Annotated in this window: 30 protein-coding genes; 15 read left to right on the forward strand and 15 right to left on the reverse strand. The window is 70.8% G+C overall.

Going from position 1 to position 26,264, the window contains the following annotated elements; genetic code table 11:
- The first annotated feature begins 15 nt into the window (after positions 1-15).
- Positions 16-489: an SRPBCC family protein gene (locus VA596_RS02625; protein WP_323323201.1), complete on the forward strand. Its 474-nt coding sequence runs from the start codon at positions 16-18 to the stop codon at positions 487-489.
- A complete protein-coding gene (locus tag VA596_RS02630) occupies positions 486-920 on the forward strand; it encodes a MarR family winged helix-turn-helix transcriptional regulator (RefSeq protein ID WP_323323203.1) in 435 nt (144 codons plus the stop codon). The genes VA596_RS02625 and VA596_RS02630 overlap by 4 nt, the downstream gene beginning before the upstream one ends.
- Here the strand turns inward: VA596_RS02630 and VA596_RS02635 are convergent.
- A complete protein-coding gene (locus tag VA596_RS02635) occupies positions 910-2,520 on the reverse strand; it encodes a GMC oxidoreductase (RefSeq protein WP_323323205.1) in 1,611 nt (536 codons plus the stop codon). The two genes, VA596_RS02630 and VA596_RS02635, sit on opposite strands and share 11 nt — an antisense overlap.
- Before the next feature lie 135 nt (positions 2,521-2,655).
- Here VA596_RS02635 and VA596_RS02640 point away from each other — a divergent pair, with 135 nt between their 5' ends.
- Complete coding sequence (locus VA596_RS02640) at positions 2,656-3,333, forward strand: hypothetical protein (RefSeq protein ID WP_323323207.1); 678 nt, start codon at positions 2,656-2,658, stop codon at positions 3,331-3,333.
- Here the strand turns inward: VA596_RS02640 and VA596_RS02645 are convergent.
- Positions 3,330-3,803: a hotdog fold domain-containing protein gene (locus VA596_RS02645; protein WP_323323209.1), complete on the reverse strand. Its 474-nt coding sequence runs from the start codon at positions 3,801-3,803 to the stop codon at positions 3,330-3,332. The genes VA596_RS02640 and VA596_RS02645 overlap by 4 nt on opposite strands.
- An 80-nt stretch (positions 3,804-3,883) precedes the next feature.
- Between VA596_RS02645 and VA596_RS02650 the strand changes: the two genes are divergently transcribed.
- Together VA596_RS02650 and VA596_RS02655 are read left to right on the forward strand one after the other, a co-directional pair.
- Positions 3,884-4,474 (forward strand): acid phosphatase, encoded by a 591-nt coding sequence (locus tag VA596_RS02650; protein ID WP_323323211.1) that lies wholly within the window; start codon positions 3,884-3,886, stop codon positions 4,472-4,474.
- 1 nt (position 4,475) lies between these two features.
- The gene (locus tag VA596_RS02655) at positions 4,476-4,958 is read left to right on the forward strand and encodes a GNAT family N-acetyltransferase (protein ID WP_323323213.1); all 483 of its coding nucleotides are present in this window, start codon (positions 4,476-4,478) and stop codon (positions 4,956-4,958) included.
- Between the two features lie 69 nt (positions 4,959-5,027).
- Here VA596_RS02655 and VA596_RS02660 read toward each other — a convergent pair whose 3' ends face one another.
- On the reverse strand, positions 5,028-5,498 hold the full coding sequence (locus VA596_RS02660) for a hypothetical protein (protein WP_323323215.1): 471 nt from the start codon (positions 5,496-5,498) through the stop codon (positions 5,028-5,030).
- 323 nt (positions 5,499-5,821) lie between these two features.
- Between VA596_RS02660 and VA596_RS02665 the strand changes: the two genes are divergently transcribed.
- Together VA596_RS02665 and VA596_RS02670 are read left to right on the forward strand one after the other, a co-directional pair.
- Complete coding sequence (locus tag VA596_RS02665; protein ID WP_323323217.1) at positions 5,822-6,748, forward strand: diacylglycerol/lipid kinase family protein; 927 nt, start codon at positions 5,822-5,824, stop codon at positions 6,746-6,748.
- A gap of 275 nt (positions 6,749-7,023) precedes the next feature.
- Complete coding sequence (locus VA596_RS02670) at positions 7,024-7,278, forward strand: WhiB family transcriptional regulator (RefSeq protein ID WP_284744379.1); 255 nt, start codon at positions 7,024-7,026, stop codon at positions 7,276-7,278.
- Between the two features lie 271 nt (positions 7,279-7,549).
- On the opposite strand, the gene VA596_RS02675 is transcribed toward VA596_RS02670, so the two are convergent.
- Positions 7,550-9,070, reverse strand: a complete 1,521-nt coding sequence (locus tag VA596_RS02675; protein WP_323323219.1) for a sensor histidine kinase — start codon at positions 9,068-9,070, stop codon at positions 7,550-7,552.
- A 2-nt stretch (positions 9,071-9,072) separates the two neighbouring features.
- On the reverse strand, positions 9,073-9,285 hold the full coding sequence (locus VA596_RS02680) for a biotin/lipoyl-binding carrier protein (protein WP_323323221.1): 213 nt from the start codon (positions 9,283-9,285) through the stop codon (positions 9,073-9,075).
- A gap of 137 nt (positions 9,286-9,422) precedes the next feature.
- Here VA596_RS02680 and VA596_RS50595 point away from each other — a divergent pair, with 137 nt between their 5' ends.
- The gene (locus VA596_RS50595) at positions 9,423-9,497 is read left to right on the forward strand and encodes a 50S ribosomal protein bL37 (protein WP_371827656.1); all 75 of its coding nucleotides are present in this window, start codon (positions 9,423-9,425) and stop codon (positions 9,495-9,497) included.
- A 65-nt stretch (positions 9,498-9,562) separates the two neighbouring features.
- Here VA596_RS50595 and rsrA read toward each other — a convergent pair whose 3' ends face one another.
- Both rsrA and VA596_RS02690 read right to left on the reverse strand, forming a co-directional pair.
- Complete coding sequence (gene rsrA / locus VA596_RS02685) at positions 9,563-9,883, reverse strand: mycothiol system anti-sigma-R factor (protein ID WP_323323223.1); 321 nt, start codon at positions 9,881-9,883, stop codon at positions 9,563-9,565.
- Positions 9,880-10,503, reverse strand: coding sequence for a sigma-70 family RNA polymerase sigma factor (locus VA596_RS02690; RefSeq protein ID WP_323325613.1), 624 nt, complete (start codon positions 10,501-10,503; stop codon positions 9,880-9,882). The genes rsrA and VA596_RS02690 overlap by 4 nt, the downstream gene beginning before the upstream one ends.
- Before the next feature lie 194 nt (positions 10,504-10,697).
- Here VA596_RS02690 and ybaK point away from each other — a divergent pair, with 194 nt between their 5' ends.
- Positions 10,698-11,174 (forward strand): Cys-tRNA(Pro) deacylase, encoded by a 477-nt coding sequence (gene ybaK / locus VA596_RS02695; RefSeq protein WP_323323225.1) that lies wholly within the window; start codon positions 10,698-10,700, stop codon positions 11,172-11,174.
- A 9-nt stretch (positions 11,175-11,183) separates the two neighbouring features.
- Here the strand turns inward: ybaK and VA596_RS02700 are convergent, their stop codons facing one another.
- From VA596_RS02700 to VA596_RS02710, 3 genes are read right to left on the reverse strand one after another with little or no spacing between them, the layout of a single operon-like run.
- Complete coding sequence (locus tag VA596_RS02700) at positions 11,184-11,945, reverse strand: phosphotransferase (RefSeq protein WP_323323227.1); 762 nt, start codon at positions 11,943-11,945, stop codon at positions 11,184-11,186.
- 10 nt (positions 11,946-11,955) lie between these two features.
- Positions 11,956-12,564, reverse strand: coding sequence for an alpha/beta hydrolase family protein (locus tag VA596_RS02705; protein ID WP_323323229.1), 609 nt, complete (start codon positions 12,562-12,564; stop codon positions 11,956-11,958).
- Positions 12,561-13,319, reverse strand: coding sequence for an SOS response-associated peptidase (locus VA596_RS02710; RefSeq protein WP_323323231.1), 759 nt, complete (start codon positions 13,317-13,319; stop codon positions 12,561-12,563). The genes VA596_RS02705 and VA596_RS02710 overlap by 4 nt, the downstream gene beginning before the upstream one ends.
- 114 nt (positions 13,320-13,433) lie before the next feature.
- Here VA596_RS02710 and rsgA point away from each other — a divergent pair, with 114 nt between their 5' ends.
- The 4 genes from rsgA to VA596_RS02730 all read left to right on the forward strand — a co-directional run bounded on the left by rsgA (position 13,434) and on the right by VA596_RS02730 (position 17,189).
- Positions 13,434-14,456, forward strand: a complete 1,023-nt coding sequence (gene rsgA / locus VA596_RS02715) for a ribosome small subunit-dependent GTPase A (protein ID WP_323323233.1) — start codon at positions 13,434-13,436, stop codon at positions 14,454-14,456.
- Between the two features lie 101 nt (positions 14,457-14,557).
- Positions 14,558-15,451, forward strand: coding sequence for a LolA-like protein (locus VA596_RS02720; RefSeq protein WP_323323235.1), 894 nt, complete (start codon positions 14,558-14,560; stop codon positions 15,449-15,451).
- A 70-nt stretch (positions 15,452-15,521) separates the two neighbouring features.
- Positions 15,522-16,274, forward strand: coding sequence for a LolA-like protein (locus tag VA596_RS02725; RefSeq protein WP_323323236.1), 753 nt, complete (start codon positions 15,522-15,524; stop codon positions 16,272-16,274).
- A 51-nt stretch (positions 16,275-16,325) separates the two neighbouring features.
- Complete coding sequence (locus VA596_RS02730) at positions 16,326-17,189, forward strand: NAD-dependent epimerase/dehydratase family protein (protein WP_323323238.1); 864 nt, start codon at positions 16,326-16,328, stop codon at positions 17,187-17,189.
- A 971-nt stretch (positions 17,190-18,160) separates the two neighbouring features.
- On the opposite strand, the gene VA596_RS02735 is transcribed toward VA596_RS02730, so the two are convergent.
- Both VA596_RS02735 and VA596_RS02740 read right to left on the reverse strand, forming a co-directional pair.
- Entirely contained in the window at positions 18,161-18,652 is a 492-nt protein-coding gene (locus VA596_RS02735; protein WP_323323240.1) for a DUF6912 family protein, read from the reverse strand.
- Positions 18,649-20,055 carry a WS/DGAT/MGAT family O-acyltransferase gene (locus VA596_RS02740; protein WP_323323242.1) on the reverse strand — a complete coding sequence of 469 codons (1,407 nt, stop codon included), beginning with the start codon at positions 20,053-20,055 and terminating at the stop codon, positions 18,649-18,651. The genes VA596_RS02735 and VA596_RS02740 overlap by 4 nt, the downstream gene beginning before the upstream one ends.
- A 125-nt stretch (positions 20,056-20,180) precedes the next feature.
- On the opposite strand from VA596_RS02740, the gene VA596_RS02745 reads away from it, so the two are divergent.
- Positions 20,181-20,951, forward strand: coding sequence for a TrmH family RNA methyltransferase (locus VA596_RS02745; RefSeq protein ID WP_323323244.1), 771 nt, complete (start codon positions 20,181-20,183; stop codon positions 20,949-20,951).
- On the opposite strand, the gene VA596_RS02750 is transcribed toward VA596_RS02745, so the two are convergent.
- Positions 20,945-21,319: an HAD-IA family hydrolase gene (locus tag VA596_RS02750; RefSeq protein ID WP_323325615.1), complete on the reverse strand. Its 375-nt coding sequence runs from the start codon at positions 21,317-21,319 to the stop codon at positions 20,945-20,947. The genes VA596_RS02745 and VA596_RS02750 overlap by 7 nt on opposite strands.
- Positions 21,320-21,530: 211 nt before the next feature.
- Between VA596_RS02750 and VA596_RS02755 the strand changes: the two genes are divergently transcribed.
- Positions 21,531-21,992 carry an Rv3235 family protein gene (locus VA596_RS02755; RefSeq protein WP_323323246.1) on the forward strand — a complete coding sequence of 154 codons (462 nt, stop codon included), beginning with the start codon at positions 21,531-21,533 and terminating at the stop codon, positions 21,990-21,992.
- Between the two features lie 101 nt (positions 21,993-22,093).
- On the opposite strand, the gene VA596_RS02760 is transcribed toward VA596_RS02755, so the two are convergent.
- Positions 22,094-23,275 carry a cytochrome P450 gene (locus VA596_RS02760; protein ID WP_323323248.1) on the reverse strand — a complete coding sequence of 394 codons (1,182 nt, stop codon included), beginning with the start codon at positions 23,273-23,275 and terminating at the stop codon, positions 22,094-22,096.
- Positions 23,276-23,372: 97 nt separating this feature from the next.
- Complete coding sequence (gene secA / locus VA596_RS02765) at positions 23,373-26,255, reverse strand: preprotein translocase subunit SecA (protein WP_323323250.1); 2,883 nt, start codon at positions 26,253-26,255, stop codon at positions 23,373-23,375.
- Positions 26,256-26,264: the final 9 nt, after the last annotated feature.

Consider the following 26,264-nt stretch of genomic DNA (forward strand, 5'->3'; position numbering starts at 1 on the left):
ATATAGTCTGCCCGCATGGCACTTTACGAGTACACCCACACCGAGACGTCCACCGCCCCCGCCGCCGCGATCTGGCCGCTCTGGGCGGACACCGCCCGCTGGCCGGAGTGGGACGCGGGCGTCCGCTCGGTCGTCCTGGACGGCCCGTTCGAGGTCGGCGTCAGCGGCACGATGACCATGGACGGCATGCCGCCCATCCCGTTCACCCTGACCGAGGTCACGAGCGGCCGGAGCTTCACCGACGAGACCCGCCTGCCGGACGCGCTCCTGCGGTTCGAGCACGTCCTCACCGAGGTCGACGGCGGCACGGAGATCACCTACCGCGTCACCGTCGACGGCCCGGAGGAGCTGGGACCGCAGGTCACCGAAGACACTCCCGACGCGATGCGCGCGCTGGCCCGGCTTGCTGAGGCAGTTCCTTCCGGGGGTCCGGGTGGCGGAGCCCCCGGCCGGGGCGAAGCCCCGCATGTCACGGCATCGCGGGTATGACCGCTCCAGAGTCCCGCCTGCCCGGCCCCGACCGCAGCCCCGGCTTCCTGCTGTGGCGCGTGACGCTGGCCTGGCAGCGGGCGATGCGGGCCGCGCTGGCCCCGCACGACCTCACGCACGTCCAGTTCGTGCTGCTCACCACCACGTGGTGGCTCACCCGCTCCGGCGAGGCGCCGACCCAGCGGCAGCTGGCCGAGCAGGCCGGCACCGACACGATGATGACCAGCCAGGTCGTCCGCAAGCTCGCCGAGCGGGGGCTGCTGGAGCGTGCGGACGACCCGGCCGACGCCCGCGCGAGGCGGCTCCAGATCACCGCGCCGGGCCTGGAGCTGGTCGCGAAGGCACTGAAGGACGTCGAGGCCGCCGACGCGTCGTTCTTCGACGGCGTCGGCAGTGAGTTCACCGACTCCCTGGCGAAGCTCAGCCCGTGATGTCCTCGGCCAGGACGCGCTCGATGTTGCGCTCGGCCAGCGCCGTGATCGTCACGAACGGGTTGACGCCGGTGCTGCCCGGGATCAGCGAGCCGTCGGTGACGTACAGGTTCCGGTAGCCCCGGACCCGGCCGTGGTCGTCGGTCGCCTCACCCAGCACCAGCCCGCCGAGCGGGTGGTAGGTGAAGCGGTTCTCGAACGGGCGGGTGTCGCCGAACAGGTCGTACCGGTAGATCGTCCGATTCGCCCGATTGATCTGGTCGAACAGCGACTTCGCGGCGTCGATCGACGGCTGCCCCTGCGACGCCGTCCAGTGCAGCTTCGCCGAGTCGCTCGCGGCGTCGTAGCTGAAGTGGCCGCGCTCGGGGTTCTTGGTGATGGCCAGGTAGAGGCTCACCCAGGTCTCGAGGCCGGCCGGCACCGGCGCGATCTCGGCGAACGCCGGGTGCACCGGGTCGGCCCAGTTGTCGATGCCCAGCGCGGGCATCCCGGCCTGCAGGCTGCCGGTGGTGTCCCAGAGGTGGTTGGCGCGCCCGAGCATGACGTTGCCGTTGGTGCCCCAGCCCTGCCCGACCCGCTCGTCGAGCGCCGGGAGCCGTCCGGTGTCGCGGGCGCGCACCAGCAGCTCCGTCGAGCCGAGGCTGCCCGCGCCGAGGAACAGGTGCTTCGTGGTGACGTGCTTGGTGGCGAGGACCGTGCCGTGCTCGTCGATCTCGCGCACGACCAGGGTGTACGCACCGTCGGGCTGGTGGATGATCTCGCGGACCTCGTGCAGCGCCTGGATGGTCACGTGGCCGGTGCCGAGCGCGGCGGCGAGGTAGGTCTTGTCGAGCGAGCGCTTGCCGTGGTTGTTGCCGTAGATGACCTCGGACGCGTCGGCCGAGCGCGGCACGGTGCCCGCCTCTTCGCGGCGCAGGTAGTCCATGTCGTAGACGCTGGGCACGAACACCGTGTCGAACCCGGCCTTGCGCGCGGCCTTCCGCGAGACGCGGGCGTACTGGTAGGACCGGCACGTCTCAAACCACCGCGGGTCCACGACGTTGACCCCGAGCCCGGCCCGAGCGCGCGGGAAGTACTTGCCGTACATCTCGTCGGCGTCGACGCGCGGCAGGATCTCCTCGAAGTAGGACCGCTTCGGGGTCACGGCCATCGCGCCGTTGACCAGGGAACCGCCGCCGACACCACGGCCGAGGTAAACGGACATGTCGCCGAAGTGCACGCGGTCGAGCACCCCGGCGTGCCGCTTGATGTCGCGGTTGGCGAGGTCGAGCCAGAGGAACGACGCGAGCGGCGCTTCGGTGCGGTTCTTGAACCACATCGACCGTTCGTCCGGGGTGAGCATCGGGCAGAAGACCCGGCCGTCGGCGCCCGGCGTGGTCCAGAGCTTGCCCATCTCGAGCATCAGGGTCGGCACGCCGGCCTCGCCGAGCCGCAACGCCGTCACGGCGGCGCCGTAGCCGGTGCCGATCACCACGGCCGGGACGTACTCGGGCAGCGGCACGGCGCTCGCGGACCGCGTCGAGACGGTGGTCAGCCCGAGGGCGGCGGCGGAGCTGAGCGCGGAGAGGCCGAGAAAGCGGCGGCGGGTGAAGGGGGACATGATCACGATCGTGACGGATTGAGTGAACAGTGTTAACTAAATGGACCCTGTTTCACCCGGTCGAGCGAAATCTCGGGCCTTCCCCTGGGGGCGATCCCGGATGCCCCGATCCGGCGTCCTCGCCAGGCTGACGCCATGAAACTTTTCGCTTGGACCGCGGCCGGGGTCGCCGCGGCCGCACTGGGGTCCACCCTCGCGTTTGCCTCGCCGGCGCACGCCGACGAGCTGCCGACGTTCGACTTCACCGACTGCCCGGCACCGCCCGCCAACGCCGACCCGGGCACGTGGCGCTGCGAAGCCTTTGTCTCCCAAGGGAAACTGACCATCGACGGCCAGGAGATCCCGCTCGGCGAAGTGCGGCTGACCTTCAGCGAAGGCCAGGTGAACGGCCAGTACGCCCAGGAGTTCGGCGCGATGCGGCACGCGCCGGTGCGGGTCCCCGGCCTGGCCGGCACCACGATCCAGCTGCGCTACGGCGGTTTCTCGGACTTCCAGAGCAACGACGAGCGCCGCGGTGAGCTGGACGTCTACGCCGTGCTCCGGCATCCGTTGCTGGGCAAGGACTGCAGCATCGGGACGGCCGCGAAGCCGTTGCACACGGTCGTCCACGACGACCCGGCGGTCCCGCCCAGGGTGATTTCCCAGAACCCGGTGACGGCCTACCGCGGCGTCATCGACGCCGACCTGGCGCTGCCGGCGACGCAGGGTTGCGGCCCGCTCGGCCGGCTCGTCGACCGGCGACTGGGCCTGCCGTCGCCGTCCGGCGAGAACGCGTTCCAGCAGGCGTCGTACGTGCAGTACAAGCCGCTCTAACGCCGCTTCGGGGTCACCCAGATGGTGATCGTCCCGGTGACCACCGGCTTGCCTCGCCGGTCGGAAATGGTCACCGGGACCGGGAGCTCGAACCCCTCGTCGCCGAACTCCGGCAGCTCGGGCAGCGACGCCACCGCGCGCAGGCCCGTCTCGGCCTTCGCGACGTACTCGACGTTCATGCCCTTCGGCAGCCAGCGGTGCGTCGGCGGGACCGTCGCCTCGGCGAGCATGCCCATCGCGATCTCGGCGAGGTTGCAGGCCGCGATCGCGTGGAACGTACGGATGTGGTTGTGCACACCCCACCACTTCGGGGCGCTCACCTCGCAGTGGCCGGGACGCAGTTCGCGCACCGTGGGCAGCACCGTGCCGAAGTAGGGCACGCGCAGGCACATCGCGGCGCTGAACAGCCGTTTCCCGCCCGGCTTGGCGGCCAGCTTCTGCCACATCGCGAACGTCGGCGTCTCGGACATGCGTCTCCCTCGGTTTGCCTACTGACCAGTAGCCAAGCAGGCGCCCGGCCGGGACGCAAACCGCCGCATATAGTCGGCGCGTGGCAAATCGGCTGTTCCTCCTCCGCCACGGCCAGACCGAATGGTCGGTCGACGGGCGGCACACCGGGCGCACGGACATCCCGCTGACCCCGGCGGGTGAAGGCCAGGCCCTCGCGGCGGGCGGCACGCTCCGGAGCCTGCTCGGCGGGCCGTCGCTGGTGCTCTCGAGCCCGCGCAAGCGCGCGCTGCGGACGGCCGCGCTGGCCGGCCTGCGCGTCGACGACGTCACCGAGGACCTCGCCGAGTGGGACTACGGCGACTACGAAGGCATCACCACGCCCCAGATCCGCGAGACCGTGCCGGGCTGGACGGTCTGGACGCACCCCGTACTCGGTGGTGAGAGCGCCGAACAGGTCAGCGACCGCGCGGACCGCGTACTCACGCGAGCGCGCCGCGACACCGAACTCGGCGACGTGATCCTGGTCGGCCACGGGCACTTCAGCCGCGTGATGGTGGCCCGCTGGCTGGGCCTGCCCGCGACGTCCGGCGTCCACTTCGGTCTGGACGCGGCGGGCATCGCGGTGCTCGGCGACGAGCGCGGCGAACCACAGATCGAACACCTCAACCTGCCGCCCTCACTGGAGGACTGACGTGCCCGACGACCGCATCCGCCGCATCCGGCCCGAGGACGTCGAGGCCGCCGTCGCCCTGACGTACGCCCTGGCGGAGTACGAGCGCGCGCCGGACGACTGCCACCTGACCGCGTCCCAGCTGCACGAGGCCCTGTTCGGCGAGGCACCCAAGCTGTTCGGCCACGTGGCCAAAGTGGACGGCGAGGTCGTCGGCTTCACGGTCTGGTTCCTGAACTTCTCGACCTGGCGCGGAGTGCACGGCATCTACCTGGAGGACCTGTTCGTCCTCCCGTCCCACCGCGGCTCGGGCCTGGGCAAGGCCCTGCTGGCGGCGCTCGCGGCAGAGTGCGTCACGAACGGCTACGGACGCCTCGAGTGGTCGGTCCTGGACTGGAACCCGGCCACGGAGTTCTACAAGGCCCTGGGCGCGATCCCGATGGACGAGTGGACGGTCAACCGCCTGGCCGACGCACCTCTTCACGCCCTCGCCGCCCAGGCCTGACTGAGCTGGTCTGCCGCGGCCCTCGTGAGTGTTTAGGGCGGTTAGAACCGCCCTAAACACTCACGAGGGTCAGTCCTCGTCCTGGCCTTCGCGCTCCGCGCGCCGGCCCGCAAGCCCACCGCGCTCGGCGGCCTCCGTCTCCGTCTCGCCCTCGCGCAGGCCCAGGGCCCAGGCGCGGGACGGGGCGCGGAACAGCAGCACCAGCGTCGCGATGCCGAACAGCGCGATCGGTACCCCCCACGCCGGCTCGCCGGACGGGCCGAGCAGGTACCAGCCGAGGCCCACCACGATCAGCGCGATCACCACGCCCGGCGAGCGCGCCCACGTCTGGCCAAGGACCAGCCCGGCCGACGCGGCGAGGAACGCCAGGGCCACCACGATGAACGTGCCGGACTCGACGTAGACGTTGTTGCCCGGCTGCGCCGGCGATCCCAGGCCGTTGACCAGCACGATCACCCCGAACACCAGCAGCGCCAGCGACGGCACCGCGATGACCGCACCGGCCAGCCGGACCTCACGGGGTGCGGGCGAGAGTTTCACAGCGAAGGCCTTCCGAACTGCTTTGCGTGAGCACAGTGGACTCCACCAGGGCGAGTCACCGTGCGTGAGCTGATTCGATCGTATGCCACCCGGTCGGCCGTTTTCGCGGGACCGTCCGGGCGCTGAGAATTCAGGTGTCGTCGATGAGCGGGCGGTCGGCCCGGGTGCACTTGTCACGACGAGCGGACACTCGCCACGTGAAGGAGGGCCGCCCGCCACAGGGTTACCGGTGCTGTTCGAATGGGTCGCCGCGACCGGTGCTTCCGGTCACCTTGGGCCGTCGAGAGGTTCTCGGGGCGGTGGGCGTCACTTACCCTGCGGTAGTGCGCGCAATCCTCGTCGTGAACCCCCAGGCCACCTCGACCACCGCCGGTGGCCGGGACGTTCTGGCGCACGCCCTCGCCAGCCAGGTCAAGCTCGACGTGGTCGAGACGGACTACCGCGGCCACGCGATGGCCGTGGCGCGCTCGGCCGCGCGGGACGGCATCGACCTGGTCGTGGCCCACGGCGGCGACGGCACGGTCAACGAGGTCGTCAACGGCCTCTTGGCCGACGCCGACGGCGATCCCACCCAGATCGGGCGCGTTCCGGCCCTGGGCGTCGTGCCCGGCGGCTCGGCCAACGTGTTCGCCCGCGCCCTCGGTATCTCGGCCGATCCCGTCGAGGCCACCCACCAGCTGCTCAACGCGCTGGAGAACGACCGCTCCCGCCGCGTCGGGCTCGGCCTGGCCGACGGGCACTGGTTCACCTTCAACTCCGGTCTCGGCTGGGACGCCGACGTCGTCGGCCGCGTCGCCAAGCGCCGGGGCAAGCAGACGACCGCCGGCCTCTACATGCGGGCCGCCGTCCGCTCCTACTTCCGGCCGCCGCTGGGCCGGCCGGCCCTCACGATCCGCATCCCGGGTGAGGAACCCGCCGAAGCGCTGACCGCTTTCGTGTCGAACACCGATCCGTGGAGCTACCTGGGCGAGCGTCCGGTCCACCTCAACCCGGGTTGCTCGTTCGAGACGGGATTGGGTCTGTTCGCGTTGAACGGTCTGGGGTTGCCCACGGTGTTCAAGCATGTACGCCGTGCTTTGGCTACGAAGAGCAACCAAAAGGGCAAACGTCTCGTGCGTCACGACGACCTGCCGATGATCCGCATCGACGCAGCTGAACCGGTAAACTTCCAGGTGGACGGCGACCTCGTCGGCCAGCGGACCCGGGTGGAGTTCTTCAGCGTCCCGGATGCACTCACAGTAATCGTGTGACGGCGGAACCATTGATCGCCTGCGGCAAAGTGCAACCTGCCGTTCGTCGACGCAGAAGCTCCACTCACCGCATCGGCCTTCCCTACGGGCGGCTGTTTCGGAGAGAAACCGCAGGTCAGACGTGTCGCTCGGCCGGGTGAGCTGACTCACCGATCTTCAAGAAACACTTGTCGAACGCAGTGCTTCGTGAAAGCATTCACAAGCACCCAAGAACACGACCGCCATGACGACTGTGGCGCGGCTCTCTCCCGCGCCATATGAAGGAGCTCACGAACATGGACTGGCGCCACGACGCGGCCTGCCGAGACGAGGACCCCGAGCTGTTCTTCCCGGTGGGAACCAGCGGTCCTGCTCTGTCGCAGGTAGCTCAGGCGAAGGCCGTGTGCCACCGCTGCACCGTCGCTTCCGACTGCTTGGCCTGGGCTCTGGCCAGCGGCCAGGACGCCGGCGTGTGGGGCGGCATGAGCGAGGACGAGCGACGCGCAGTCAAGCGCCGCCGCACGCACATCGGCACGCGTACCAACGCCTGACGTTCTTCCAGCTACACCGCACAAGCTACACCCGAGCCACCAAGGGAAATCGCCCGGGCTGGAACTGTTGTGTCCAGGCCTTCTGGGGTGATACCTACCCGGTTCGAGCTTAACAAGTGAGTCGAAACCACCTGGCGACGGGTGTGCTGAAACCTCACCAGGACTTCAAGTCCTCCCGCGAGACGCTGAACGGCCCGGCACCTGCACCCAGGTGCCGGGCCTTCATCGTGTCCGGAGTACCCCGGCGATGATCAAGTCCAAACGCGACGGTCTACAAGCGCCTCGAAAGAGGGATCCGCAGCGCGGCTTCGGTTCCGGTCACCCGGGTCGACGACTCCTCCACGCGCACCTTCCGCAGGGAAAGCGAGCCGCGCAGCTCCGACTCCACGAGGGTCCGGACGATCTGCAGCCCCAGGCCGTCGGACCGCTCCAGCGAGAACCCCGACGGCAGGCCCCGGCCGTTGTCGCGGATGACGACGTCCAGCCAGCGCGCCGAGCGTTCGACGATCAGCTCGACCTTGCCCGACCGGCCGGCCGGGAAGGCGTGCTCGATCGCGTTCTGCACCAGTTCGGCCAGCACCATCACCAGCGGCGTCGCGATCTCCGCGACCACCACCCCGAACGAGCCCTTGCGCGACAGCCCGACCTGCGACTCCGCCGTCGCGACCTCGCCGACCATCGGCAGCACGTTGTCCAGCAGCTTGTCGAGGTCGACGCGCTCGTCGACCGAGATCGACAGCGCCTCGTGGACCAGCGCGATCGACGTCACGCGCCGCACCGACTCGGCGAGCGCGAGCCGTGCCTCCTCCGACGACGTCCGCCGGGACTGCAGGCGCAGCAGCGCCGCCACCGTCTGCAGGTTGTTCTTCACCCGGTGGTGGATCTCGCGGATCGTCGCGTCCTTCGACAGCAGCGCGCGGTCACGCCGTTTGACCTCGGTGACGTCGCGGACGAGCACCAGGGCACCCGCCGCCTGCCCGGCCGGGCGCAGGGGCAGGGCGCGGAACAGCACCACGGCGCCGCGACGTGAATCGGCTTCGGTGCGGCTCGACGGCTTCCCGTCGAGGGCTTCGATGATGCGGTGCGACACCTCGGTCGCGTCGAACGGGTCGCGGATCAGCGACCGCGTCAGCGGCGCCAGGCGCGTGCCGACCAGATCGGACTCGTGCCCCATCCGGTGGTAGGCGGACAGGCCGTTCGGGCTGGCGAAGACGACCGTGCCGCTCGAGTCGAGGCGGATCAGGCCGTCACCCACCCGCGGCGAGGTGTGCGTGTCGGTGGCGTTGGTGCCGCTCGGCGGGAACGTGCCGTCGACGATCATCTGGCACAGGTCGCCGGCGCTGCCCAGGTACGCGATCTCCAGCGGCGACGGCACCCGCGGCGCGGCCAGGTTCGTCTCGCGGCTCATCACGGCGACGACGTCGTCGTGGAAGCGCACCGGGATCGCCTCGCGGCGCATCGGCAGGTCGCGGTACCAGTGCGGGTCCTCTTCGCGGCAGATCCGCACCTCGCGCATGGCCTTCGCCAGCTGCGGGTGCTCCTGGACGGTGAACCGCGTGCCGACGACATCCTCGGGGTGCGCGGTCGGCGCCGTCGTCGGGCGCGCGTGCGCGACGCAGACGAAGTCACCGCCGTCGGGCTGCAGCTCCTCGGTCACCGGGACCCAGAGCAGGAAGTCCGCGAAGGACAGGTCGGCCAGCAGCTGCCACTCGGCGACGACGGTCTGGAGGTGGTCCGCCGCCTCCCCGGGCAGCCCGGTGTTGTCGGCGAGCAGTTCGGCGAGCGTCGACACCGTTACTCGACCGTCCCGAGGACGTCGCCCTGCTGGACGCGGTCACCCTTCGCCACGGCGAGGCTGGTCAGCGTGCCCGCCTTCGCGCTCACGGCGGGCAGCTCCATCTTCATCGACTCCAGGATCAGCACGGTGTCGCCGGCGGCCAGCGCGGCGCCCGGCTCCGCGACGACCTGGAGCACGGTGCCGACCATTTCGGCCCTGATCTCGGCCATCGACACCCCTCCTCGCTCGCCGCCCGGACCACCCCATCCAACCAGAACCACGCACCATGACACACTTGAGAGGTTGACCCCAGCCCGGCAGGCGCCAGCGCCGCGGCCGTGGCCACTTTTCACGACGAGGAGTAATCATGTCGAAGCGCGCCCGCAAGCGTCGCAGCCGGAAGAAGAACAGCGCGAACCACGGCGGTAAGCCCAACTCCTGAATCCCGGCGTCGGCACGCAAAAGGCCCCCGCACTCCTGCGCGGGGGCCTTCGTCGTGCTCGGGCGCTATTCGGAGCGCTGCTCGATGCTGATCTCGGTGCGCTCGACCGTCACCCCGCCGCGTGACGCGACGGTCTGGCGGATCGACGCGCGCAGCCGGGTCTTCAGCTCGTCCGGGGCCAGATCGCCCCCGCACTTGCGGTGCAGCAGCTGCTTGATGTGCTCGTCGATGCCGTACTCCTCGAGGCACGGCGGGCAGTCGTCGATGTGCTGGCGGAGCGCGGCGTCCCGCTCCGGGCTGCACTCGCGGTCGAGGAGCAGGTAGATGTCGGCGAGCGCCTCTTCGCAGCGGACCTTGTCGGACGCGCCTTCGCACATGTCGTTCATCGCCCGGCCACCTCTTCCTTGGCGCCCCGGATGAACCCGCGCTCGCGAGCGACGTCGGCGAGCAGGTCACGCAGCTGGGCGCGCCCGCGGTGCAGGCGGGACATCACGGTGCCGATGGGGGTGTCCATGATCTCGGCGATCTCCTTGTAGGCGAAGCCCTCGACGTCGGCCAGGTAGACGGCCAGCCGGAACTCCTCGGGCAGCTTCTGCAGGGCGGCCTTGACGTCGGTGTCGGGCAGGTTGTCCATCGCCTCGACCTCGGCCGACCGCAGCCCACTCGAGGTGTGGGCCTCGGCCTTGGCGATCTGCCAGTCCGTGATCTCCTCGGTGGGCTGCTGGACCGGCTGCCGCTGCCGCTTGCGGTAGCCGTTGATGTAGGTGTTGGTCAGGATGCGGTACATCCAGGCCTTGAGGTTCGTGCCGGCCTTGAACGACGCGAAGGCGGCGTACGCCTTCAGGTAGGTCTCCTGGACCAGGTCCTCGGCGTCGGCGGGGTTGCGGGTCATCCGCATCGCGGCCGAGTACAGCTGGTCGAGCAGGGGCATGGCGTCCCGTTCGAAGCGCTCGGCGCGCTCCGCCTCGGTCGCTTCTTCCGGCGCTGAGTTCTGCGTGCTCGGCAAACCGTTCCCTTCCCGCTCGGCGTCGATGCGCGTGTACGCATACGGCGACGTCGAGTTTACGCGGGGGCCGGGCACGCCGCGGGTCGCCGGTGCCTCAGGGCGGCGGCTGCTGCGAGAGCGCGTGGTGGCGAGGGTTGTGGTCACGCCCGTTACAACCGATCGGACTACGCGGGCATTCCCTAGACTTCCGTGCCATGGCTGGCAAGGGCACCCCGGCGACCGCGCTCCTGACGAAGCAGAAGGTGGCGCACACGCTGCACGCGTACGACCACGACCCGCGCGCGGAGTCGTACGGCCTGGAGGCGGTGGAGGCACTGGGCCTGGACCGCGCGCGGGTGTTCAAGACCCTGGTCGCGGAGGTCGACGGCCGGTTGACGGTGGGCGTGGTCCCGGTCACCGGCCAGCTGGACCTGAAGGGCCTCGCGGCCGCGGCGGGCGGCAAGAAGGCGAAGATGGCGGACCCGGCGGCGGCCCAGCGAGCCACGGGGTACGTGCTGGGCGGCATCTCCCCGTTGGGCCACCGAAGCCGGATCCCGGTGGTGATCGACGCCTCGGCGGAGAAGTTCGAGACGGTGTTCTGTTCGGCCGGCCGGCGGGGGCTGGAAGTGGAACTGGCCCCGGGCGACCTGATCCGGCTCACCGGCGCGGTGGTGGCACCTATCGCGGCCTGACCTGGGCATTCACGCGAGCAGGGCGTGCAGCCAGGTGTCGTGGTGCCGCTCCAGGTGGTCGGCGCGGTGCCGCCAGTGCGTGCCGTGGCCTTCGCGCCACAGCCGCGTCCACGGCTCCTCGCCCACCGCGGCCCGGCCGGCCAGGAAGTCGTGCATCGCGCGGGCGCGCGGGCCCAGCAGGCTCACCAGCTCAGGACGTCCGGCCTCGGCCAGGCCGTAGGCGTCGGCGAGCAACCGCATCCGCCGGGCCGCCTCGGCCGGTGTCACGCCGCCGGTCAGCAAGGTGAAGTCGTTCGCCGTGTACGCGAGGTCCCACAGCCGGGTGCCGGGCGCCGCGGTGTCCCAGTCGATGAACGCCCAGCGTGGCCCGTCCACCACCAGGTTCCACGGCGCGAGGTCGTGGTGGGCGATGATCTCGGCGCCGTCCGCGGGGATCAGCACCTGCCACGACGCCCCCGGCGGCGGCACGAAGCCGGCGACCGCGTCGTGGAAGCCGCGGACCAGGCGGCCGACCGCGACCATCGCCGCGTCGGGTTCCAGCAGGTCGATCCGGCCGGGCCAGGTCACGTCGCCGGGGATGAACTCGAGGACCTCCCGGCCGCGCTCGTCCAGGCCCAGCGGCCGGGGCGCACCGGGGAAACCGGCCGAGTGCAGGTGCGCGAGCAGGGCGTGCACCGACGGCGTCCAGGGACCCGCGGGCCGCCGCACGGTGGTGCCGACCCGGACCACACCGGCGTTCATGTTCCCGCCGGTCAGCGGAACTTCCTCCACGAGAATGCGCTCAGCCCAGCGGGCGCAGCACCCGGGACAGCCACTCGGTCGCCGCCCGGGAGATCGATTCCAGGTCCTTGCCCAGGCTGTGGTCGCCGTCCACCAGGACCAGCTCCTGGTGCGCGCCCGGCTTCGGGCGGCCGAACGGGTCGCGCTCCCCCTGGATCACCAGCGTCGGCACCTCCACCGCGTCGAACTCCGGCTGGCGGGTCTTCTCCGGGCGGCCCGGCGGGTGCTCGGGGAACGCCAGGCACAGCACCGCCACCGCCTGCCCGGCCGACGCCGTCCGGCAGGCCACGCGGGCCCCCGACGAGCGGCCGCCGAAGACGAACGGAAGGCCGTCGAAGCGCTCCGACAGCTCGTCGGCGATCGTCAGCCAGGCCGCGTCCAGCTGGTTCGCCGGCGCCGGGGCGCGGCGGCCCGCCACCCGGTACGGCTGCTCGACCAGCGCCACGTGCACCCCGGCCGCGGTCGCCGCGCGCGTCACCGCGACCAGGTCCTTCGCGCCGAGGCCGCCGCCCGCGCCGTGGCCCAGCATCAGCACCGCCACGCCTTCCTCGGCGCAGTGCAGGTAGACCCGGGCCGGGCCGTACGCGGTCTCGATCGGCAGGGCCGTCATGACTTCGGCGGGTCGAACAGGGCGGCTTCGTGCTGCGGGTCGACGCGGTCCAGCAGCTCCGGCCCGTTGTTGCGGACGTTGTTGACCTGGCTCGACACCGGCCGCAGCTCCAGCGACGCGACGATGTCGTCGGGTGTGGGCACCAGCAGATCGGTGACGTCGTCGCGGTCCGGGTCCAGCCAGCCGTCCCAGTGGGACCGGGGCACGATCAGCGGCATCCGGTGGTGGATGTCGGTGAGCTGCCCGGCGGCGTCGGTCGTGATGATCGAGAACGTGATCAGCGGCGACGCGTCCTTGTCGTCCTTCGGGTGCCAGCTCTCCCAGATCCCGCCGAACGAGAGCGACTCGTCCCCGGGGCCGGTCATGTAGAACGGCTCCTTCTCCTTGCCGGTGCGGCGCCACTCGAACCAGCCGTCGGCCGGCACCAGGCAGCGGCGGGACACCAGCGCGCGGCGGAAGGCCGGCTTCTCGGCGGCCGTCTCGGCGCGCGTGTTGATCATCCGCGAGCCGACGGACGGGTCCTTGGCCCAGAACGGCACCAGGCCCCACTTCATCAGCCGCAGCGAGCGCTCGGCGGGTTCATCCTCGAGGACCTGGCCCTCGTCGTCACGCGGGTGCCGCTGCACGACGGTGACCACGTTCTTCGTCGGCGCGACGTTGTGGTCGACCCGGGCGTGGCCTTCGGTGAGGTCGATCGCCTCGAACTCCTCGATCAGCTTCGCCGGGTCCTTCGTGGCGGCGTAGCGGCCGCACATGCCAACCTCCCTCGTGCCGGGGACGTCCGGGACGCCATGGTTACACGCAGGCCAGGGCGCTGGCGAGCGGCATGGGATCATTCGGGTGGCACCGGTGCACAGGAGGCGGACGGTTTGGCGCGGAACGACTGGAGCAAGCTGGACGAGTCCGACGTCCGCGTACGCCCCGGCAAGGGCACCCGCCCCCGCAGCAAGCGCCGCCCCGAGCACGCCGACGCCGTCTCCGCGATGGTCATCGGCAAGGACCGCGGCCGCTGGACCTGCGCGATCGACGCCGACCCCGGCCAGGTGATCACCGCGATGCGGGCCCGCGAGATGGGCCGGACGCCGGTGGTGGTCGGCGACCGGGTCGGCATCGTCGGCGACGTCTCCGGCAAGCCGGACACCCTCGCCCGGATCATCCGCGTCGACGACCGCAGCAGCTCCCTGCTGCGCACGGCCGACGACACCGACCCGTTCGAGCGGCTGGTCGTCGCGAACGCCGAACGGCTGCTGATCGTCACCGCGCTCGCCGACCCGCCGCCGCGGACCGGGTTCATCGACCGCTGCATCGTCGCCTGCTACGCGGGCGGCGTCGAGCCGGTGCTGTGCCTGACGAAGGCCGACCTGGCCAGCCCCGACGAGCTCCTCGCGGGCTACGCGGGCCTCGACATCCCCGCGATCGTCTCCCGGTACGACGAAACGCCCGAAGGTCTCGCCGAGATGCTCAAGGACCACGTGACGGCCCTGGTCGGGCACTCCGGCGTCGGCAAGTCCACCCTGGTCAACCGCCTGGTCCCGGACGCCGACCTGGCCGTCGGCGTGGTGAGCGGGGTCGGCAAGGGACGGCACACGTCCGTCGCCGCGGTGGCGCTGCCGCTGCCCGACGGCGGCTGGGTGATCGACACGCCGGGGGTCCGGTCGTTCGGGCTGGCGCACGTCACCGCGGACGACATCGTCGACGCCTTCGAGGAGTTCGCCGAAGCCGCCGAGGAGTGCCCGTCGGGCTGCGGGCACCTGGGCCCGCCGGAGGACCCGGACTGCGCGCTCGACGACGTCGTCACCGAGGGCCGGGCGGGTGCCGAGCGGCTCGGGTCGCTGCGGCGGCTGCTGGCCTCACGCGGCGGTCTCGATGTGACCCGCCCCACAGAGGACTGAGACAACCGGGAACCGTAGCTCCATCGTCATCGTCACATCGGTAACCAATCACCCGATCAGGCGATATGCCGAGCGGAAGATCCGACTCTGAGGGGATTCGAATGCGCAAGACCACCCTGGTCGCCGCGGGCGCCGCGCTGGTGCTCACGCTGACCGCGTGCAGCGGCAACTCCGCCACCGGCACGGCACAACCCGCCGGTGCGAACGGCCAGTCGCAGTCCGACGGCGGCAGCGGCCTCGCCTCGCCGTTCACCGACGCCATCCAGCTCGCGTCGGCGTCGAAGCAGGGCACCGAGAAGTCCAAGTCCGCGAAGTTCTCCATGGAGGGCTCGGCCGCCGGGCAGACCATGAGCGCGTCCGGCGCGATGGCCTTCGACGGCGCGAACACCAAGTTCTCGATGACCACCACCGCGGCCGGCCAGACCACCGAGATGCGCATGGTCGACCGGGTCATGTACATCAAGCTGCCCGCCGAAGAGCAGAAGCAGATGGGCACCGACAAGTCGTGGGCCAAGATCTCGGCCGACGGCACCGACCCGGTCTCGCAGGCGATGAGCGGCGCGCTGTCGCAGTCGGCGGAGCAGAGCGACCCGAGCAAGATCCTGGAGCAGGTCTCCAAGGCCGGCCGGATCATCTCGTCCGACCAGACCCAGCTGAACGGCGAGCAGGTCAACCACTACAAGGTGGAGCTCGACATCGCCAAGGCCGTCGACCAGTTCACCGGCCAGGTCCCGGCCGCGACGCGCGACAAGCTCACCGAGATGCTCAAGGGCAAGGACATCAAGATCCCGGCCGAGCTGTGGCTGGACAAGGAGAACCTGCCGGTGCAGGTCACCATGGACCAGGGCCCGATGATGCAGGCGCTGGGTGCGCCGGCCGGGGACTCGAAGTTCACGATGAAGTACAGCGACTGGGGCACCACGGTCGACGTGGCGGCCCCGCCGGCCGACCAGGTCGTCGACTTCGGCGAGCTGATGAAGAAGGCCGGCCGCTGACCAGCAGCGACTGTGCGTAGCAGCGGCTCCCCCGAACGGGTTCGGGGGAGCCGCTGTGTTTGTGTGTGCCATGCGCAAAGCCGCCGTCGTGCTGCTGCTCGCCCTGTTCGCCGGTGCGTGCTCCCCCGCCTCGCCACCACCGGCGTTCGACGACGCGCGGGCGCTGGCCGACGCCGCGACGGCGGCCACCACGAGCGGCGGGTCGGCGAAGTTCGGCACGGACGTCGCCGTCGGCTCGGTCCGGTCGAAGGGGCAGGGCCAGGCGCGGTTCGGCGCCGGCGGGACGTCCCAGGTGATGACGACCGACTTCATCGGCGAGCCGATGGAGCTGCGGCTGGTGGCCGGGAAGCTGTACGCGAAGGTGCCGGAGGGCTCGCGCGACCAGGTCGGCGCCGGGAAGCCGTGGGTCGCGGTGGCCCCGGACGGCACGGACCCGTTCTCCCAGGTGCTCGGCGGCAGCCTCGGGCAGCTGGCGGCGCAGAACGACCCGGCGCACACCCTGGGCGAAGTCCGGACGGCGGGCACGATCGTCTCGGCCGAGCGCACCGACCTCGGCGGGACGCCCGCGGAGCACTACCGCGTCGACCTCGACCTGGCGAAGCTCGGCGCCGATCTGCCCGCGGGCCTGTCCACCGACGCGGTGGGGCAGCTGGGCGGCAAGTTCCCGGTCGAGCTCTGGCTCGACGACGCGCACCGGCCGCTGCAGATCGTCCTCGACCTTTCGCCGATCCTCGCGGGTTCGGGCGCGAAGATCACCACCCGTTACACGGAGTGGGGCGGCCCGGTCGACGTCCAGGCGCCGCCGCCGGATCAGGTGGGCTAGTCACGTTCCCGGGCGCCGTCTCGTCCACGCCCTGACGAGAGGAGTCAGGACATGCGGGTGATGGTGATCGGGGCGACGGGCGTGCTGGGCGTCCCGGCGGTGGCGCGGCTGTTGACGGCGGGCCACGAGGTGAGTGGGCTGGCCCGAGCGGCCGACCGGGAGGCGGCGATTCTCGCGACGGGCGCAAAGCCGGTCCTGGGTGACCTCTTCGACGCGACTTCACTGGCCACGGCGCTGCACGGACACGACGCGGTCCTGAACCTGGCGACGCGCATCCCGGGCCCGGACGAGATGACCCGCAAAGCGGCCTGGGCCCCGAACGACCGAGTCCGGCTGTCGGGCAGCGCGGCCCTGGCGGCGGCGGTCCGCCAGGTCGACGAGTTGCGCATCGTCGTCCAGGAGGGCATTTCGTTCGTCTACGCGGACGGCGGCGACCGCGAACTGGATGAGGAAGCACCCCTGCGCCCCCGAGGCGTGACGGCATCGTCGGTGACGGCACACGCGAACGTCGCCGCCCTGGAGGCGGAGGGCCGGACGGTGATCAGGCTGCGCATCGCAAACCTGGTGGGCACCGGCGCGCTGCTGTCCCCCCTAGTCCTGGGCGCGCGAAAGGATTGGACAACGGCGATCCACCCGTCAGACGCGGCGGCGGGCGCGGTGGCTGCGTTGGAGGCACCTTCGGGGGTCTACAACGTGGGGGCGACCCCGGTTACGAAAGCCGAGCTGGGCGCCGTTTTGGCGGAGGCGGCGGGAGTCCGGAGGGCCCGGGTGGTGCCGAAGTGGCTGGCGTCGCGGTTGGCGTTGGCGGAGCCGCTGGCGCGGTCGCAGCGGGTGGTGTCGCGGAAGCTGGAGGAGGCGACCGGGTGGCGGTGCGAGCTGCCGGTGCCGGGCGCGGAGTGGTTCGAGAGGTCCTGAGGATTTTTCGGGTTCGGGGGGCCGGAGGAGACCGGCCCCCGCCCTATCCCTGGGGGGCGTCCCCTGGTCCAGTCTATCGGCGGGCCCCGACAGAAACGCCTGATCAGCCGTCGCGGGCCGAAGTTGTCCACATGCGGATCGACCTGTGGACAACTTGGGGATGCCGATACGCCGCACCACGGCGAGGTGGCTCAGGTTGGCGGCTGAGCTGGTGATTTGGCGACGCTCGGCGGGGCGGTGAGCTGGCGAATTGGCGAATTGGCGAATTGGCGAGCGCATACCGGACAGCTAAGCCAGGGCGACTGAGCTGCGGCAGCTGAGCTGGCGACTTGGCGGACGCTCAGCGGGGCGATGAGCTGCCGACTTGGCGAGCGCCCAGCGGGGCGGCTGAGCCGGTGAATCAGCGGAACGCTCGGCGGGGCAGTGAGCTGCCGACTTGGCGACGCTCAGCGGGCGGCTGAGCTGGCGAATTGGCGAGGGCATCGGCGGGCGGCAGAGCTGGAAGCGGCTGGGTTGGCGACTTGGCAAGCGCATAGCGGGCAGCTGAGCTGGGGCGGCTGGGCTGGCTGCCTGGCGAGCGCTCAATGGGCGCAGTGAGCGGATGGCATGGCGACGCTCAGCGGCGGGCTGAGCTGAGTGGCTTGCCAGGCGCTCAGCGGGACAGCTCAGCTCAAGCTCCTCGGCAGTCACTCGGCAACTCAGCCACGCACATCGGTGGGCACCTCGGAGCGACTCGGTCAGGCATCTCGGAGCAACACCAAACCAGGCAACTCAGCGGGCCCTCGAAACTCGCAACTCAACCGGACACGTCAGCGGGCACCTCGGAGACACCACCGTGCAAGGCACGTCAACCGAGGGACCTCAACCGGCGCTCGAAACCCGGCGACTCAGCCAGGCTCTCGGAGCACTCCAGCCAGGCACCTCGGAGCAGCCCAGCGAGCCAGCAAAGCACCCAACCCGGCCAAGAGACTTCAGAGCAGCTCCAGCAGGAAAGGCAGCTCCTGCGGCGCATACCAAGCCAGCTCGTGGTCCTCCGCGTCCCCAAGCACGAACTCCGCGTCCATGTCGCCCAGATCCGCCGCGTCGATCACCGCCGCCGCTGCGGAGACCGCGTCCGCGGCTTCTGCGGAGTCCACGTGGATCGCCGCTACCGCGGACAGGGGGATCGGGCCGCCGATGCGGACCACCGGGGCGTCCAGGTCCGGGCGCAGGGTGAGGCCCTCGACGTCCGCCGACACCACCACCCGGCGGGGCTCGCCCTTCTCCTCCGCCGCGATCAGGCGCAGCGAAGCGCGCGCCGCGTCCAGCAACGCCGCGTACTCGAGCTCCTCGTCCGTGCCGCTCGCGTACGCCTCGCGCAACGCCGGGGTCAGCGCGAACGCCGTCCCGCTGCGCGCCCGGAACTCCCCCGACGATTCCAGATCGCGAAGCATCGCGATGGTCGCAGGCAGATAGACCCTCACCAGTGCGCACCCTTCAGCTCTTCCAGGGACTCTTCGATCATCCCGGCCAGCAGGTCGACGTCGAAAGCGGCCTTGCGGTCGCCGTTGAGTCCGAAGTAGACGCCGCCGTGGTACGACGTCACCCCGATCGCCAGCGCCTGGGTGCGCATCAACGGCATCACCGGGAACATCTCGACCAGTCTCGCCTCTCCCGCGTACATCGGCATCTGCGGGCCCGGTGAGTTGGTCACCATGACGTTGAAGATCCGCCCGGACAGCGACCCCGCCGCTCGCGCGCCGAGCGAGTGCAGGGTAGCCGGGGCGAAGCCGCCGACCTTGAGCAGCCCGCGCGCGGCGACCGAGCGGCCCGAGTCGAGGTGCTCGGTCATCGCGTGCCCGATGTGCTGCAGCCGCAGCACCGGGTTGGGCTCGCCGACCGGCAGATCCACCAGGTAGGCCGCCACCTGGTTGCCGACCAGGGCCGGCGTCGAGTACTCCGCCGTGTCGGCGTCGCGCACCGCCAGCGGCACCAGCGCGCGCACCGTCGCGTTCGCGGTCAGCGTCTCCTCGCGCGACAGCAGCCACTCGCGCAGCGCGCCCGTGATGGCCGCGAGGACGACGTCGTTGACCGTGCCGCCGTGCTCCGCGCGGATCTTCCGGAAGTCCTCGAGCCGCGTGCGGACCACCGAGAACACCCGGCCGCCGGACACCCGGACGTTCAGCGGTCCCGGCGGCGCCGGGTTGACCAGCGTGCGCAGCGCCGCCGCCACCCCGCCGACGGTCTCGGCGAACTTCCCGGCCGCCGCGGCGGCGTCGTTGGCCGCCGACCGGACGTTCTCCACCACCTCGCCCGGCCGCTGGACGCCCTCGCTGACCGCGTCGAGCACCAGCTGGGTACGGCTCGGCTCGCGCCGCGGCGTCCAGATGTCTTCGAACGGCTCCGGCTCGGCCGGGGTCGGGTCGAGGATCAGCTGGCCGAGCTCGATCGTGCCGACACCGTCCACAACGGACTGATGAGTCTTGGTGACCAGGGCGATCCGGTCGCCGGACAGGCCCTCGATGAAGTACGCCTCCCAGAGCGGCCGCTCCGGCGCCAGCCGCCGCGACATCAGCCGCGCCACCAGGTCGAACAGCTGGTCGTCGCGGCCCGGCTGCGGCAGCGCCGAGCGCCGGACGTGGTAGTTCAGGTCGAAGTCGACGTCGTCCACCCACACCGGCCGCGCCAGGTGCCCCGGCACCTCGGCGACGCGCTGCCGGTACCGCGGCAGATAGGCCAGCCTCGCCCCGACGAGGTCGAGCAGCTGCGCGTAGCTGAACCCGGAACGCGGCCGTTCGAAGACGGCCACCCCGCCGACGTGCATCGGGGTCGCGTGGTCCTCCATGTAGAGGAACGAGGCGTCCAGCGCGGAGAGGCGGTCGGGCATGGGCCGATCCTTACACAACGAACCTTATTCTGGTTAGGACGGCGCCACGGGCCACGACCTGCGCATCGAAGGCAACTCTTGCGCCGGCCGACGGCTGAATAAGGTTCGATGCGAGACTGCCGGGTGTGGGTGATGAGTCGACTGTCTCGCCGAAAGACCGCTTTCTGACCGTGTACGGCCGGAAGCCGGTGCTCGAAGCGCTGGCCGATGCCGGCCTGCACGTGGACAAGGTGATCCTCGCCGACACCGCACGCGGCCCCGGCGCGGCCGAGATCCAGCGCGCGGCCAAGGACGCCGGGGTGCCGGTGCAGCGCGCCAGCGCCCACCGGGTCAAGGTGCTCGCCGGCAACGGCAAGCAGGACCAGGGCGTGCTCGCCGACGTCGTCGCCCCGCGGATGCGCGCGCTGGACACCGCGCTGGCCGACCGGCGGCCGCCGTCGCGGGTGCTGCTGCTGGACGGCATCACCACACCGGCGAACGTCGGCATGATCCTGCGCACGGTGACCGCGGCCGGGCTCGAAGGCGTGATCGTGCCGCGCCGCGGCGTCGCGGCGCTGGACCCGCTGGTGGTCAAGGCCTCGGCCGGGGTCGCGTTCCGCGCTCCGGTGCTGCGCTGCGGCTCCGCGCGCGAAGCGGCCGAAATGCTCACCGAAGCGGGCTACAGCCTCTACGCGCTGGGGTCGTCCGCGAAGACGACGATATTCGACATAGACCTGCCGCAGCGCACGGCTTTTGTCCTCGGTGGCGAAACGGACGGTGTCGGCTCGGAGGTCGGCGAGCTCGTCACGGAATGGGTGTCGATCCCGATGCCGGGTGACGTCGAGTCACTGAACGTCTCGGCCGCCGCCGCGGTGCTTTCCTTCGAACTGGTCCGCCGCGCCGCCGCCGCTCACTGATCCGGGAACAGCACCTCGAGCTCGGCGAGCGTTTCTCCCACCGAGTGGTGGTGGATCCCGACCATGCCCGCCTCAACGGCGCCGCGGATGTTCGCGGCGGAGTCGTCGACGAACGCACAGCGCACGGCGGGCAGGCCGAGCCGGTCGGCCGCGATCAGGTAGACCGCCGGATCCGGCTTGGCGACACCGACCTCACCGGAGAACACCAGCGCATCGAAATAGTCGAACATCGTTTTCTTGACCGGGTCCGACGCCCCGGGCGCGTTCGACAGCAGCGCGGTGCGGACGCCCCGTTCCCGCGCGGCCATCAGGTAGTCGTAGAACCGGCCGGCGTCCGGATCGGTGAGAACTCCGGCGAAATCGACCAATAACCCCTTCAACACCCGGCACACCATAGTCGGGTGACGCAGCGATGTCTCTCATGGCGCAACAATGCGACGTGCCCTAGCGCACCGGCGCCGCCGAAGCCATCCCTTCGGCCGTTCTCTGCCGAATCGTGCGATTCCTGACGCGATTCGGGCCGGTTCCTCCCTCTAAGCGAGTGGACGCGGCGAAATGCCGGGTCCGGGAGGGGAGGAAATGTCCGAGGAACATCGCCTGAGGACGCTGATCCGCTACGAAGCACCGCGGCGGGCCGAGCGGCTCGAGGCCGTCACACCGCAGGAGCACCGCCGGGCCGGCGCACGATGGCCGGCGTCGAGGCAGCTCGAAGCGTCCGAAGTGGGCCACCTGCTGAACATGCTGCTGGAGGCCTACGACGGACGCCGCGCGGTGCCGCAGATCCGCGGCCTGGTGGCGCCGGAGGTGTACGCGGGCCTCAGCGGGCCGCGCCTGCCCCGGCCACGGCACCGGACGCACAGCGTCCACACGTGCAACCCGGTGCCGGGGGTGATCGAGGCGTGCGCCCGCGTGGAGGCCGACGGCCGGTCGTTCGCGCTGGCGGCCCGCTTCACCCGGAGCGCGGCAGGGTGGCAGTGCGTGCGTTTCGCGCTGCTGAAACCGCGGCGGCTCGACGGGCAGGCCCTGCGAGCAGCGGCGTGAAGCGGGCGGGCGCGGCCCGGGCGCCGCCGGCGGAGTCCCGTCGCGACGGTCGCAGGTGGACGGTCGTGAGTGTTTAGGAGGGTCAGAACCCTCCTAAACACTCACGACCGGACCGGCAGCGCCGACAGGCCGCGCAGCGTGGTCGTCGGGCTCCATTCCGGGTCGCCGTTCAGCGCGAGGTCCGGGAGACGGCGGGCCAGCTCGCGGAACACGATGCGGCCTTCGAGGCGGGCCAGCGGTGCGCCGAGGCAGAAGTGGATGCCCTGCCCGAACGCCAGGTGCTTGCCCGGCGGGCGCGCCGGGTCGAACGGCTCCGGGCCGTTCGCGGGGTCGCGGTTGGCCGCGCCGAGCAGGACGATCACCTGGCTGCCCGCCGGGACCGCCAGCGAGCCGAGCGCCGTGACGCGCACCGCCGTCCGGGCCGTCAGCTGGACCGGCGAGTCGTACCGCAGCACCTCTTCGACCACGCGGTCGGGCGCGTCCGCGGCCGGGCGCAGGCCGCCGTGGCGCAGCAGCGCCAGCACGCCGTTGCCGATCAGGTTCGTCGTCGTCTCGTGGCCGGCGATCAGCAGGAGCGTGAGCGTCACCAGGAGCTCACCCTCGCTGAGGACGTCACCCGCGTCGGACACCGCCACCAGCGCGGACAGCAGGTCGTCACCGGGCTCGTCCCGGCGCTGAGCCGCGAGGTCCCGGAAGTAGCCGATAAACGACTGGCGCGCCTGCACCGCCGGCTCGACCGTCTCGGGGCTCTGCAAGAACACCGGGTCCAGTGCCCGCGCCATCGCGTGCGACCACGCGGCGAACCGCTCGCGGTCGTCCAGCGGGACGCCGAGCAGCTCGGCGATCACCTCGACCGGCAACGGCTTCGCGAGCGCCGTCATCAGGTCGAATTCGCGCGGCGCGCGGTCGATCAGCTCGGAGGTGATCTCTTCGATCCGCGGTGCCAGCCGCTCGACCATCCGCGGGGTGAACGCCTTCGACACCAGCCGCCGCAGGCGCGTGTGGTCGGGCGGGTTCAGCGACAGGAACGCCCGGACCACGCGTCCTGATTCGTCGACCGGCTGGTCCGGCCGCCGGTCCGCCGGGTCCAGGTATTCGGGTTCGGGGTGGCCGAACGCCGGGTCGCGCAGCACCTGCGCGGCTTCCGCCATACCGCTGACGGCGAACATTCCTTCGGCCAGGACCGCGACCGGACGGCTTTCCTGCCACCGCCGGTAGTGCGGATACGGGTCCGGGCGCCGCTCGGCGGCGAACAACGCGAAGAATTCCTGCGGATCCGCCACGGCCGACAACGTCGTCACAGTTTTCCCCCGTTCACGAAACCGGGGCGCGTGGACGAACTCCACGCGCCCCGGTTTTCGGACACTTCAGCGCCTCACATCAGCGACGCGGGCCCTTCTTGCCCTTCTTGGCCGCGTCGCGCTGGGCGGCCCGGCGGTCCCGGCGGGTGCCGCTTCCGCCGGCGGCGCCGCCTGCTTCTTCGGCGTGCGCTTCGACCTCGCCGTCCTCACCCGGACCGGACAGCGTCAGCCCCGACTGCTGACTGTTGCCGCCGAGGCCCTTGCCGCGCAGCGCGGCCGGGACGGACTCGGTGTCGGTCGTCGGCGGCTGCGGCGGCGCCGGACGCGCGTGGCGTCCTTCCGGCGCGGCCTGGCCGTTGCCCGTGCCGACACCCGCCGGCAGCGCGGCGGCGTCCTCGGCGGGCGGTGCCTCGGCCCGCTCGACCTGCAGGTTGAACAGGAAGCCGACGGCTTCCTCCTTCAGCGAGTCGAGCATCGCGCGGAACATGTCGAAACCCTCGCGCTGGTACTCGATCAGCGGGTCGCGCTGCGCGAGCGCCCGCATGCCGATGCCCTGCTTGAGGTAGTCCATCTCGTAGAGGTGCTCACGCCACTTGCGGTCCAGGACGGTCAGCATGACCTGGCCCTCCAGGGTCCGCATGCCGTCCGGGCCGACGAGCGCGTTGATCTCGGCTTCACGCTTGTCGTAGGCGCTGCGGGCGTCCTGCAGCAGGGCCTCGCGCAGGCCGTTCGCGTCGAGGTCGCCGTCCTCGAGCAGGTCGTCCCAGTCGAGGCTGACCGGGTACAGCGTCTTCAGCGCCGTCCAGAGCTTCTCGTGGTCCCAGTCCTCGGCGTAGCCGTTGGCCGTCGCGCCGTCCACGTAGGCGTTGACGACGTCGACGAGCATGCCCTCGATCTGGTCGCGCAGGCTCTCGCCGGCGAGCACGCGGTGACGCTCGGCGTAGATCACCTTGCGCTGCTCGTTCATGACCTCGTCGTACTTGAGGACGTCCTTGCGCTGCTCCATGTTGATCTGCTCGACCTGGGTCTGCGCGCTCTTGATGGCCTTGGAGACCATCTTGTGCTCGATCGGCACGTCGTCGGGCAGCCGCATGGTGGTCATGACGCGCTCGACCATGGTCGCGTTGAAGCGGCGCATGAGCTCGTCGCCGAGCGACAGGTAGAACCGGGACTCGCCCGGGTCGCCCTGACGCCCCGACCGGCCGCGGAGCTGGTTGTCGATGCGGCGCGACTCGTGCCGCTCGGTGCCCAGCACGTACAGGCCGCCCGCGTCGCGGACCACCTCGGCCTCGGCCTTCGACTCCTCCTTGACCTTCTCCAGGATGGCGGGCCAGGCGGCCTCGTACTCCTCGGAGTGCTCGACCGGGTCCAGGCCCTGCTCGCGCAGGACCTGGTCGGCGATCAGGTCGGGGTTGCCACCCAGCACGATGTCGGTACCGCGGCCCGCCATGTTCGTGGCGACCGTGACGGCGCCCTTCTGGCCGGCGCGGGCGACGATCAGCGCCTCCCGGTCGTGGTGCTTCGCGTTCAGCACCTCGTGCGGCACGCTCAGCTTGACCAGCAGCTTCGACAGGCGCTCGGACTTCTCGACGCTCGTCGTGCCGACCAGGACCGGCTGGCCCTTCTCGTGCCGCTCGGCGATGTCCTCGGCGACCGCCTCGTACTTCGCCTCTTCGGTCTTGTAGATCAGGTCCGGCTGGTCGGCGCGGACCATCGGGCGGTTCGTCGGGATCGGCACCACACCCAGCTTGTAGGTCTGGTGGAACTCGGCGGCCTCGGTCTCGGCCGTACCGGTCATCCCGGACAGCTTCTTGTAGAGGCGGAAGTAGTTCTGCAGCGTGATCGTGGCGAGGGTCTGGTTCTCGGCCTTGATCTCGACCTTTTCCTTGGCCTCGATCGCCTGGTGCATGCCCTCGTTGTAGCGGCGGCCGTGCAGCACCCGGCCGGTGAACTCGTCGACGATCGCGACCTCGCCGTTGCGGACGATGTAGTCCTTGTCGCGGTGGAAGAGCTCCTGCACCTTCAGGGCGTTGTTCAGGTAGCCGACCAGCGGGGTGTTCGCGGCCTCGTAGAGGTTCTCGATGCCGAGCTGGTCCTCGACGAACCGGACGCCCTTCTCGGTGACGGCCACCGTGCGCTTCCGGACGTCGACCTCGTAGTGGTACTTCGAGTTGATCAGGTTCGTCTTCTCGACCCGCTCGCGCGACCCCATCGTGGTGGTGTCGATGCCGTTCATCAGCGGGGCAAGCCGCGCGAACTCGACGTACCAGCGCGACGACTGGTCCGCCGGGCCCGAGATGATCAGCGGCGTCCGGGCCTCGTCGATGAGGATCGAGTCCACCTCGTCGACGATGGCGAACTGGTGCCCGCGCTGCACGCAGTCGTCCAGGCTCCACGCCATGTTGTCGCGCAGGTAGTCGAAGCCGAACTCGTTGTTCGTGCCGTAGGTGATGTCGGCGTTGTACTGGCTGCGCCGGACGTCCGGCGCCTGCTCGGACAGGATGACGCCGACCTCGAGGCCGAGGAAGCGGTGGATGCGGCCCATCCACTCCGAGTCGCGCTTGGCCAGGTAGTCGTTCGTCGTGACGACGTGCACGCCCTTGCCGGGGATGGCGTTCAGGTAGGCCGGGAGGACGCAGGTCAGGGTCTTGCCCTCACCGGTCTTCATCTCGGCGACCTGACCCAGGTGCAGGGCCGCGCCACCCATCAGCTGGACGTCGAAGTGCCGCTGGCCGAGCACCCGCTTGCCCGCCTCCCGGGCGACCGCGAAGGCCTCCGGCAGCAGGTCGTCCAGGGACTCCCCGTCCGCGTGCCGCTTGCGGAACTCGTCCGTCTTGGCCCGCAGCTCGGCGTCGGTCAGGTCCTTGACGTCGTCTTCGAGGGTGTTGATGTGATCGGCGATGTTGCGCAGCCGCTTCACCATCTTGCCCTCGCCCGCGCGGAGCAGGCGGTTCAGCACCATCCGGTCGAC

The sequence above is a fragment of the Amycolatopsis heterodermiae genome (genome assembly GCF_034929455.1).
In the GTDB taxonomy this organism is placed as follows: domain Bacteria; phylum Actinomycetota; class Actinomycetes; order Mycobacteriales; family Pseudonocardiaceae; genus Amycolatopsis; species Amycolatopsis heterodermiae.